This is a genomic window from Sulfoacidibacillus thermotolerans, from assembly GCF_003144315.1.
GTDB lineage: Bacteria > Bacillota > Bacilli > Alicyclobacillales > SLC66 > Sulfoacidibacillus > Sulfoacidibacillus thermotolerans.
Genome location: NZ_MPDK01000015.1, coordinates 48,804 through 59,674, shown reverse-complemented (window position 1 = coordinate 59,674; position 10,871 = coordinate 48,804). Strand labels below are relative to the sequence as shown.

At 49.0% G+C, this 10,871-nt stretch carries 8 protein-coding genes and 2 pseudogenes; 6 read left to right on the top strand and 4 right to left on the bottom strand.

Annotated features, from left to right (window positions below):
• The coding region (locus BM613_RS09530) for a hypothetical protein (RefSeq protein ID WP_146192788.1) at positions 1-322 on the bottom strand (322 nt) is incomplete at its 3' end.
• 207 nt (positions 323-529) lie between these two features.
• Between BM613_RS09530 and BM613_RS15795 the strand changes: the two are divergent.
• The 4 genes and pseudogenes from BM613_RS15795 to BM613_RS14885 form a co-directional block, all read left to right on the top strand.
• Positions 530-673: pseudogene (locus BM613_RS15795) on the top strand (IS5/IS1182 family transposase); the annotation flags it as partial.
• Positions 656-1,194, top strand: a pseudogene (locus BM613_RS09525) (hypothetical protein); the annotation flags it as partial. The pseudogenes BM613_RS15795 and BM613_RS09525, both read left to right, overlap by 18 nt.
• A 103-nt stretch (positions 1,195-1,297) precedes the next feature.
• A complete protein-coding gene (locus BM613_RS09520) occupies positions 1,298-1,576 on the top strand; it encodes a zinc ribbon domain-containing protein (RefSeq protein ID WP_181363024.1) in 279 nt (92 codons plus the stop codon).
• A complete protein-coding gene (locus tag BM613_RS14885) occupies positions 1,515-1,730 on the top strand; it encodes a hypothetical protein (RefSeq protein WP_146192787.1) in 216 nt (71 codons plus the stop codon). Before BM613_RS09520 ends, BM613_RS14885 begins: the two co-directional genes overlap by 62 nt.
• A gap of 596 nt (positions 1,731-2,326) precedes the next feature.
• Here BM613_RS14885 and BM613_RS09515 read toward each other — a convergent pair.
• On the bottom strand, positions 2,327-2,935 hold the full coding sequence (locus tag BM613_RS09515) for a tetratricopeptide repeat protein (RefSeq protein WP_109430950.1): 609 nt from the start codon (positions 2,933-2,935) through the stop codon (positions 2,327-2,329).
• Positions 2,936-3,228: 293 nt separating this feature from the next.
• On the opposite strand from BM613_RS09515, the gene BM613_RS09510 reads away from it, so the two are divergent.
• Positions 3,229-4,845 carry a glycosyl hydrolase family 18 protein gene (locus BM613_RS09510; RefSeq protein WP_109430949.1) on the top strand — a complete coding sequence of 539 codons (1,617 nt, stop codon included), beginning with the start codon at positions 3,229-3,231 and terminating at the stop codon, positions 4,843-4,845.
• 74 nt (positions 4,846-4,919) lie between these two features.
• A complete protein-coding gene (locus BM613_RS09505) occupies positions 4,920-5,702 on the top strand; it encodes an EAL domain-containing protein (RefSeq protein WP_109430948.1) in 783 nt (260 codons plus the stop codon).
• Between the two features lie 119 nt (positions 5,703-5,821).
• On the opposite strand, the gene BM613_RS09500 is transcribed toward BM613_RS09505, so the two are convergent.
• Both BM613_RS09500 and BM613_RS09495 read right to left on the bottom strand, forming a co-directional pair.
• On the bottom strand, positions 5,822-8,953 hold the full coding sequence (locus tag BM613_RS09500) for an efflux RND transporter permease subunit (RefSeq protein WP_109430947.1): 3,132 nt from the start codon (positions 8,951-8,953) through the stop codon (positions 5,822-5,824).
• Positions 8,950-10,848, bottom strand: a complete 1,899-nt coding sequence (locus tag BM613_RS09495) for an efflux RND transporter periplasmic adaptor subunit (protein WP_109430946.1) — start codon at positions 10,846-10,848, stop codon at positions 8,950-8,952. The genes BM613_RS09500 and BM613_RS09495 overlap by 4 nt, the downstream gene beginning before the upstream one ends.
• Positions 10,849-10,871 lie beyond the last annotated feature (23 nt).

The window sequence follows — 10,871 nt, the reverse complement described above, 5'->3', positions numbered from 1 at the left end:
GCCAGCCTATATTTTCAGTAACAGGGTCAAATTGTACGGATGGGCTTAGCGACGGATGTTGTAAATGAAATACTTTGTGCCATGTGCCTTGAATTGTAGTCGCATGCCATATCCCATTTCTATTCATTAACCACGCGCTGCTGTTTATTATTTTAAAATAAGTTATTTGAGAAAAAGTGGGGGTTGACTTTTTATAAGCATTATAATTTATAGAAACATCTTTTGAAGTATCTTCAAAATTGTTTTTGTTTTTGATACCGCACCCTGTAAGAAACATCGCCACACTCAGTAGGCTTGCGAGAAAAACAAACACTTTTTTCACGAAAACACCCTCCTCTTAACTACGCAGTGTAGACGAAATCTCATGGGATTTGGTTTCAAAACGCATACATTTCTTACCCCGCCCCATATGAACGAGGCCACTGAAAAAGTCCCCCTGGTTGCATAAAAGGTACAATCTCCCAATAAATTGCGGGGAATATGTCTTTTTTCTAAATAATTAATGCATCCAGAGAAGCAGGTGAGTCCACTGATTCGACAACAACAATCCATGACTTTATGTCCATACATCGAACTCTATCACTTAATTATTCCCAAGGATAATATGTTGCGTCAGGTCAATGAACTGGTTGACTTCTCATTCGTTTACGATGAGCTGAAGGAGCACTACTGTAAGGTCGATGAATCCCTAAAAACCAAGTTCTCAGCGAAGAATACCACCGATGTGTTGGAGGACGAAATTGCCTACTGTCAAAAACTCATCGCCGTGCTCGAATCGGAAGGGGGCGTCTGCCAGCTTCCGAAAGTTCAAGAAATGCTTAATCTGTTGAAAGAAACGGTTGTGGATGACTTGGAGCAGCTACAAACACTGATTGAAAAAAACAAGATAGCCGGCGTGGAAGTCAAGATGGTCATCGGAGATACTACCTATTCGGAAAAGGAAAATATAAAGTATAGTAGCGACAATGATATTGAATTGGCTGCCAATTGAATCAATCTATCACACACGGGAGCCGCAAGAAAGAAGAGGAATTTCAATTCAATAAAGATGCGGGCATGTATGTGTGCTAAGCAGAACCTATGGCGAATCGCGGGTATGAGGTAGCGGCATCTTTGGGTCTTGTTGGCATGGAGTTACAAGGCGCCATGTCCATATTCACCGTAAATTTAAAGCGAATATTGAAACTGGTCAGGTCAGAAATCATTCTTACCTACCTACTTAGTCATCGAAACGACGACCCGTACTCCAGAAAACTGGAATGGGGTTGTCTTTTGTCACGCCTTTTTAGCTGTTCCGGTGAAACCACAAGTTTTCCAGTGGCCTCGATGTCGGCTGGGGGGACTTGTCAGGCAACTCGAATACAAAGCGGCGTGGTATGGGAGAACAATCATCAAGATCGACAAGTTCTACCCTTCCAGTAAGCGTTGCTATGATTGCGGTTACATCATGCCAATGATGCCACTCAACGTCCGAAAGTGGACGTGCTCCTCTGAATGCGGAGAAACGTATTCAAGTGGGAATCGGACCTTGTCTTTTCCGTGCAGGCGTCTTTCAATTACGGCTTGTATTACTTAATGGATTTGTGGAAAGCGAAGGGATTTCAAGTGGCTTCCATGGGGTTGCCGTTGCGCTGGCAGGCGTACTTGCTCAAGTGGTTGTGGGCGTGTTTGTTTTGCTTTCGGGGATTGAAAACTTGATCCTGTGTTTTGGGGCTGGTTTCTTGTGGTGACTGTCTTGAATTCCTTCATGCTATTTCCAATCGGGAATTCAGATGGGGCGGTGGCAGTTTGGTGGGCTTCAAAAAGTGATCAAGAACACTTAAAAATACTTCCGCTGCTCCTGTGTGTTGAGAAAATGAAATGGAGGTTATGTTGTGTTGAGCCACACTGCCTTAGAAGAAGAACAGATTTTTGCCTCATATCAGTTACCCTTAATGGAATGGGCCTTGTGAGACGGATGTCTATAATCACTGGGATGCTTTTTTGTTAGTATTGTGTGTTTACCGCCCAATAGTGCTATCTGTTCGCATATCATTTTGCAATTTTTTAAGGCTCTGTTCTCAATCATTATTGTTTTTAAACTCGACAATCTACTCGTCAGCGATCACGTTGGTGATGGGAATCCAACCCTCTTCATGTCTCTCATTACGACACCACACCCATCCTGAATTTTGTAGACTGTTCGTACACCATAGCCAGGTTGTCCATTCATTATCTCGCTTTCTGTGCGTTCGATGGCGTGAACGTCTGCGATCTAGGCACCAATGGGTCATCCTTTTCCGTGACAATGGACGACCCATTGGTGCTTAGGAGGTTTTATTTTTCGCTATTTCGTACCGTTCACCGTTGCTTGCAATTGTTTGAGTACAGAGTACAGCGAGTTTGATGGCGGAATGACTTTGAGAGCTTGTGTGAGGGTTTGTTTTTCCGCATTCACGTCTTTGAGTTGGCCTTGACACAAGGCTAGATTCCACCAACCATAGGCATAGCTGGGATTGACTTGTGTAGCTTTCACATAGTAAGGGAGTGCTTTTTGCGGTTGGTTTAGTGTTCGATAATAGATATTCCCTATATTATTATACGGGATCGCATCTTTTGGCGCGATTTGAATGGCCTTTTGATAGTATTGGATCGCAAGTTGAGGTTTACCGTTGATGTTTGCACTGATGGCTGCATTGATTTGAGCTTGTTCATTTTGCGGCTGATTCTTTGCTGTCGTTTCAAATTGTTTGAGTTTCGCCGCTCCAGAATAGGGTGCTCCGCCTTCTACAAGGGATTCGCCACCGGTTGAGTTGTGGACGACCACGTTGTTTTGCTGTTTTGCGGGGGCCGATGCCGCGGTCGTACTAGGGCTTGTCCCGCAACCGCTAAGTGTCAAGGCAGTGATCAAGCCGACGGCTCCGATTCCTATGATGCGCTGTTTTACTCCTGGCATTGCTTACACCATCCCATCGTTTCTCATGACTTGCCCTACATCATCCCACGCAGGGGTGGACCGTTTTTAAAGCTATCATAAATTCATTTGCTAGAGCAAGTTTTTCGGCTCTTGCGTCGCATTTTTGTCAAAAGGAAGGTATATCTGAGAGGCGCTTTCCTATTTTCAGGGATGAAGTGCGGGGCTTTACGTCGCATTTTGTAAAACACACCGATACAGTTAGATAATACCGCGCGCCGCATGGCGACATGTCCGATATACTAGATTTACGAGTCTAAATAAAGGAGACGGTCATGCGAAAGAAGATGGGGAGTGTATTTGCTGCTGCTGCGATAACAGGGAGTGTATTTACGATCGCATTTGCCGCAGTCTATCCGTATTCTGATATTGCAAATAGTTTCGCGCGTCAAGCGATTGTTCAACTCACTGAAACGGGAGTTCTTCACGGCTATGCAAATGGAACCTTTATGCCGAATGCCTGGGTTACGCGCGGGCAGTTTTTAGCGTATTTAATGAATGCGCTCACTCCGTATACGGACGTGCAACCTGCATCTAAGGGCATTTTCTTTTCTGACGTTCCAGCTGGCAATTGGGCGTATGAAGTGGTGGGAAGTGCAGAACTTGCGGGGTGGCTAAACCCCTATTGGATCGATTTGCGCACGGGCTTCCATGAGAATTATGCGGCCTCGCGGGGTGATGCTGCCTCCTTTTTTGTCGCGGCGCTGGAGCATTCGCGGCTACACTATACTTTGCCTGCAGGGGTGTCTCCACTTGCTGCGGTTACGAAACTTGGCGTCTTTTCAGGTTTGCCAGCATCCGCTGACCCTGTGTATCTGACGCGTGCTGACGCGGCTGTGGTACTTGAAAATATGCTTGCGATCTGCCAGCAGGCTGCCTTGCATGAACCGCTTGGCATTGTACAGGCAGTTCCTGTCGCTCCGACTGCGGGGGCCGTGGTTGCAGGTGGATCGCCGATTGTACTTGGGTTTAACTATGGGGAATCACTTGCGAATGACCTTGCGGAGGATGAGCAGGATACCGCTGTGAATACGGTTGTCTATGATGGATTTCATTTAGACAGCACCTTGCAATTTACGGGTACTTTGCCTGCGTCTTTTGCGGATACGCTGCACAGCTATGGGAAAAAAGTGTGGGGACTGTTTGGCTCTGAACAGCCAGACCTGCTCACTGCTGCGCTCTCCAGCCAAACGCAGCGCACGGCACTCGTACAGAGCATCGCGACTACGTGTGAGACGGCTCATTTAGATGGTGCAAATATTGATTTTGAGAATGTACCTGGAAATTTGCGTTCAGATTTGACAGCTTTTATGCAGCAGCTTACATCCACTTTACACGCACAAGGACTTGTGACGTCGATTGACGTGGCTGTGCCATCTGCCGGTTCATGGTCAGAAGCCTATGACTATGGGCAACTTGGCAACACTGTCGATGATCTGTTTCTTATGGCGTATGATGAGCACTGGAGTGGTGACACGACACCAGGACCAGTCGCAACGCAGCAGTGGGTACAAGACAACTTGCAGACTGTGTTGCAAGATGGGGTGCCAGCTTCTCGTGTGATCTTAGGGTTACCTCTTTACACGCGTGCCTGGCAGACGAACGATCCGACGCAGATGCACAGCGTGCCACTCTCTACAATGGATGCGATGCTGGCAGACGGACAGGCAACGCAGTTCTCTTTTGATGCGGCAGCGAATCAGTGGGTCGATCGATACCGAGACGCAAATGGTGTGCAGTGGGAATTTTGGCAAGATGGCGTAAATCATCTCCAGGCAATGGGCGCACTTGCGGTGCAGGATCATTTGGCAGGAGTGGGGTATTGGCAACTTGGCGACGAGAATGTTACGCAGTGGCCTGCTCTTTTGCCAAGTGCAGGCAATGCGCAGTAAAGCGTATGCGTGTGGGTGCCTGGCCTTTTCAGGTTGTTCGAAACATGCTATTCTCGCTTTAGGGGGAGAATCGCATGTTTCGACGCCGGAAAACCTTGACTCCTTGTGAAGTAAAGATGAAACAAGTGGATCTTACCTTACAGAGCCATTTGTTTTCTACTTACTATCAATCGATTGTTACGCTTATGCCAGGTAGTGATGACCAGCGACAAACGTTTGCAATTGAGCTGCTCAATCGCCCTGAGCCGCATGAAGCTTTTGCGAGTTCGGAACATTTCTATTCCTTTGTCGCATCCCATGGCCGCAGCCAAGAGGTGGATGTGTATACGATCCGCTTGGGATTGCAACGTTTGTTGGCTCATCGTTCTGAACTGCAGGAAGTAGCTGATACGGCGCGTGTGTTTGTGAATGTTCATCTTTCTACGCTGTTCTCAGAACCGTGGACAGAGTTGCTTGCGCATTTTCCACTGGATCCGCATGCGGTGGTTTTGGAGTTGTCTGAGCGCGAAGGGCTTGCTGCCTACACGCAGGAAGAAGTGCTACAGAAGATACATGCTTTGCGGCAGCAGGGGTTTCAAATTGCTGTAGATGATGTCGGCATCGCATACTCGGGACTTTATACACTTGCGATGGTTCATCCGGAATATGTGAAAATTGACCGTCAGCTGGTCTCTTATATCGAAAAAGATGCGTATCGCATGTATATGATGAAAGCGTTGCTTGCCTATTGGCGTCAGGAAGGTGTGGCCGTCATTGCAGAAGGCATTGAGCGAAAAGAAGAGGCAGACTTTTTTGCCAAAGAGGGCGCGGTTTATGCGCAAGGATACTTTTTTCATCGCCCCGCGCGCATCGAGTGAGCGTGTGTAAACGGCGGGGATCTGTGAGGAAGCGGGGAGGCGGGGCTGGCATGGCCCGCCTCTTTTCGTGTTTGGGCAAGAGGCGGGCCTGCCAAATGAAATGGGTGTCTCTATTTGACCTACATCCCTTGGGGGATTGTCGGATCCATGGGGGATGTACGGTGGAAAAGTCGCTTGATACGCGTGAGATTGTTGTCAGTTGTGACATAGACTACAGGCACGAGAATCAGGGTGACGAGTGTTGAAAAGAGCAAGCCAAAAGCGATGACTGTCGCCATTGAAGCTAGTGTTGCGCCGCCTGTACCAAATCCTAAAACGAGTGGAAGCATGGCAAGGACGGTGGTGAGCGTTGACATGAGGATCGGCCGCAGGCGAATGGGCCCGGCTTCTTCAAGCGCTTTTGTGAGTGAAAGACCGCGCGCACGCAGTTGGTTTGTATAATCGACGAGCACAATTGCATTGTTCGCAATCAGGCCCATCACCATGATCACTCCAATAAAAGAATCGATATTCAGTGACCGATGAGTGAGAAAAAGCCCTAGAGCGCCTCCGATAAAGGTGGGGGGCAGGGAAAACATGATGACAAAGGGCGTGATAAACGATTCAAAAAGACTTGCCATCACCATGTAAAGCAGTACGATTGAAAAGATGACGGCGATTCCAAGATCAGCAAACGCTTGCGCGATAAATTTCCCCTCTTGGCCAAAGTTGATCGAGTAACCTGCCGGAATGCGCAAATGTCGGATCTGCGCAGCGATTTGATTTTGTGCGCGCCCTGCAGAAATTCCATAGACACTCGCTTTGATGGTTACTGAACGCACGCCATTTGTATGATCAATCACTGGGGGTTCCTGCGATGTCGTGAGTGTCGCAATTTGCTCGAGTGGAATCATGTCCCCCGCGTTGTTCATAATAAAGATTTGTGAGAGATTCGAAATATTGCGTGAGAAGCTCTCTGGCAACTGCACGTTGATGTTGTACTGATTGTCCCCGACAAAGTACGTGGAGGCATTCACGCCTTGGAAGGCATCATGCAGTGTGGACTCTACTTGCTGTTCAGTGAGCCCGTACTGTTGGAGTGCGGCTTGGTTGATGTTCAGTTGATCATCCGGCATCCCTGTTGAGAGTGTGTTATCTACATATTCTAACCCCTTCGTGCGCTCCATGATTTGTGCGACTTCGTTGCTCAAGATCGCGAGTGTCTGTAAATCAGGCCCTTGCACATCGACTTGTACGCCTGCGGAGGCAGGTCCATTGCTTGCCGCAGAGACGGGCTCGACAACGATTTGCGCACCGGGTATGGCAGCGACATATTGGTGAAACTGATGCGCGATGGCGTCTAGGTTACGGGCTTTTGCGCCAAGTGTCACCGTGATGGTCGACGCATTGGTCGCGCCAAAACTGTCAGACGCGGTGCTGCCGATTTGTGCAAACATCGACTTGACATCGGGCATATGCGCTTGTGCGAGTTGTTCAAGTCTTTGTGTGAACTTCGTCGTTGTAGCAAGATTGGTCCCGTTTGCAAGCGTGGTCGTGATGCTGATCTGGTTTGTGTTGACGGTTGGAATGAGTTCAAATCCGATCAGCGGGACGAGGGCAAAGCTGACGATTACCATGAGGACAGCCCCCCCGATGACAGTCCCGCGGTGCCGCAAACTCCACGTGAGCAGCTTGCGATACCCTTGTGTCAGGTCGTGCATGGCGCGGCCAGACCAATCAAAGGGGGACAAGGGGCGAAAGGGAGCGGTTTTCCCGGGTATCGTCTCTTCTAATTCAAATCGTCTCCCTTTTAGAAATTTCGAAGCGAGCATCGGTGTAAACGTGATTGCGACAAAGAGCGCTGCAAGGTGGGAGAAACTTACTGTCATGGCGATGGGGCCAAAAAACTGTCCGGCAACGCCAGGTACAAAGATGGAGGGCGCAAATACAGAAATCTGCGCCATCGCAGCGACGACAACGGCCAATCCAACTTCTGCTGTCCCTTGTTTCGCCGCTTCAACGGGACTGAGCCCGCGCTGTCGCGCGCGAAAAATGCTCTCAAGCACCACGATCGAGAAGTCGACGAGGGAACCAAGGCCAACGGCAAGGCTTCCTAGTGTGGCTGAATTGATTGTGAGTCCAGCTGCATTCATCAAGATAAAGGTGGAGATCATGGCAATTGGGATCGCCACGCCAATAATCAGGGTTGTGCGAACGCTGCGCAAGATGAACAGCATGACAAGCATGCCGATTAGAAAACCTAAAATGGTGTGTTCGACGACGGTATCGATCGTCCCCTGAATCGTATTTGCAGAGTCGCTAATCAGCGTGAGTTTTACGCTGGGTGGCAATTGTTTTTGCAATTGGCGTAAGGCCTGCTTTGTCTCTTGTGAAACTTGTACTGTATTGGCGTTCGTCGCCTGGGTGATCGTAAAGCTGACCGCTGGCTGCCCATTGAGTGTGGAGATAAAGGAAACATTGGCATAGCCATCTTGGATGGTGGCGACGTCACCCACGCTAAGGGTTTCCTGACCACTTGTGATCGGAATTTGAGCAATCTGTTGAGGTGCTGTGATCTGTCCTTTTACGCGCAGAGGAATCAATTGATCGCCTTTGTTGACTTGACCTGCGTCGACAGTCAGATTGCCTGCGGAGATTGCGGAGACTACTTGTCCAATGGAAAGATGATATAGCATGAGGCGTGATGGATTGACAAGAACATTAATCTGACGTGTCAAACCGCCAATCACGTTGACGGACCCGACGCCGTTTAAATGCTCAAAGGCTGGTTCAACGACGTTTGTCGCAAGGTCCGTGATGGCTGACAACGGTTCATTTCCTGAGAGTGCGATCGTGATGATCGGTTTATTGGTGGGATTAAATTGTTGCACAATCGGTGTTGTCGCATCACTTGGCAGCTTGGATTGCACGCGATTGACAATGCTGCGCATATCGTCTACCTCTTGATAAATGTTGACGCCATAGTTAAATTGGACGACGACTTGGCTGTTGCCAAGTGATGAGGTTGAGTCGATCTCGGATACGCCAGGCAGACTTTGCAGAGCATTTTCGATCGGCTGTGTCACTTGTTGCTCTACTTCCGCAGGTGAGGCGCCAGGCCACGAGGTGGCAACAGATGCGACTGGGATATCGAGAGCAGGTTCAAGTTCGATCGGAAGCTGGAAAATAGAGAAGGTGCCAATCAATAAAACGGCTGCCATGATCATCGTGATGGTCACGGAGCGACGAATTGAAAAGTCCGCGATTTTCACGAAGAAGACCCCTTTTTGTGCGCATGGCGCTTACTGTCAGCAGCACTTTGCTGCAAGAGAGGATTGACGGATTTGCCATTTATGGAAACGACCGTGACGCGATTGCCTGGCGAAAGTAGATTTTGCCCCTGTACGACGAGTTCTTGCCCAAGGCGTAAGCCGCTTGTAATTTGGTATTCATTTTGCGTCATTGCGCCGATTTGCACGATTTGTGCGTGAGCGATCCCGTGATCAACAGTGAACACTTCATTTGCACCGCTTTGTAGACTGAGGACAGCATCTGCTGGCACCATGATGCCAAGGTGTGCGGTGCTTGACGCTTCGATCGCTTGTACCTCAAGGCCTGGCAGCAAAGGCGCTTTTCCTCCGCTCACTGTTATGTCCACTGGATAGGCAAGTGTGTTTGTTGACAACTCGGGGTGTATGGCTAGCACATGACCGTGTAACACCTCATTGAACGAAGGCACTGTCACGAGCATGGGGGTTCCTACCTGAAGTTTATGAATATCAAATTCCGGGACGTCTACCGTGACCATTTCAGGGTTCATTGAAGCAATGGTCACGAAATTTGATGTCGGACCTACGCCTTGTCCTACTTGCGCGTTGACAGCTTGTACGTAGCCGCTGAGTGGGGAGAGGATCTGGCCATTTTGAATTTGTGCTTGAATTACTTGAACCCCTGCTTCAGATGCTTGGAGTTGTGCTTGATTGACTTGGAGTTGTGGGTTATCCAATAAGGTTGCATAGGACACTTTGGCTTGTTGCAGTTGTGCCTGGGAAGCGGCGATACTGCTTGCTGCAGAAGCTTGTGCTGCCTGCAGTGCGGCTTTTGCCTGTGCGAGTTGTGATTTTGCGACGCTTAGGGACTTGCTTTGCTCTGCTGATGTGAGCGCTTGTTTTGCTTGTGCTAATTGCGCTTGCGCGATTGCGATCGGTTGATTGTCTTGGGCGGCTTGTAAGTTTGCTTTTGCTGCGTCATAGCTTGCCTGCGCTTGTTGCAGTGCGCTACTGGCTTCTTCTTGTTGCAGCGCATTTTCTGCATTTTGCAGGGCAGTTTCTGCTTGATCGTACTGACTTTGCGCTTGTAAGACGGCAGGGTCTGTCAGCAGGTGATTGGTCTCTTCTGCTTGATTTAGTGTTGTACTGGCGATTTGTACTTGTTGTGTGGCTGTGGCGACATTGGCTTGATCGGTTGCGAGCGCGCTCGCTAGCTGGGTTTTTACCGCGTTCAAGTTCGCGATCGCCGTCTGATACTGACTTTGTGCTTGTGCGATGACATTTTGTTGATTGACTTGTGCACTTTGCAATTGTTGCTGTGCGAGTGCGACGGCCTTTGCATCAGCTGCGAGAGTGCTTTGCATCTGTTGGACAGCGTCTTGGTATTGGGTGGTCTGTGTGTTTACGGCTTGGAGATTTTGCGTGATGGCATTTTGCACTGATGTCTGCACTTGCGCCAAATTGGCTTGCGCCGTCTTGATCGAGGCTGCTGCTTGTGCGAGGGAATGGCTGTTTGATTCCATCGCAGAGGTGAGTTCGGCCTGTGAGACGCCTGCATTTGCCTCTGCTTGTGCGAGTTGTGCTTGAAGTTCGCTTGTGTTGACAGTAGCAAGGACTTGACCTCGCGTAACGACTTGACCAGGACGTACGTCGACAGTTGACAATACACCAGCGAGGGCTGGGGATACACTCGTTTGAATATAAGGAGTAACTTGTCCTAAGTACGTATTTTGTGAAGAGAGAGGAGATAGGCCTACTGTTTCAACACTGACAGGTAAAGGAGGCAGTGCGGTGTTTTGTGAATTTCTTACCGTTCCACAACCGGCTAGTAAGGACCCGACCATCGTTGTGAGGACGAGGGTGGGGATTAGCTTTTTGACATAGATGTGCTCTTTCATGTGCAATAGACTCCCCTGTTTGT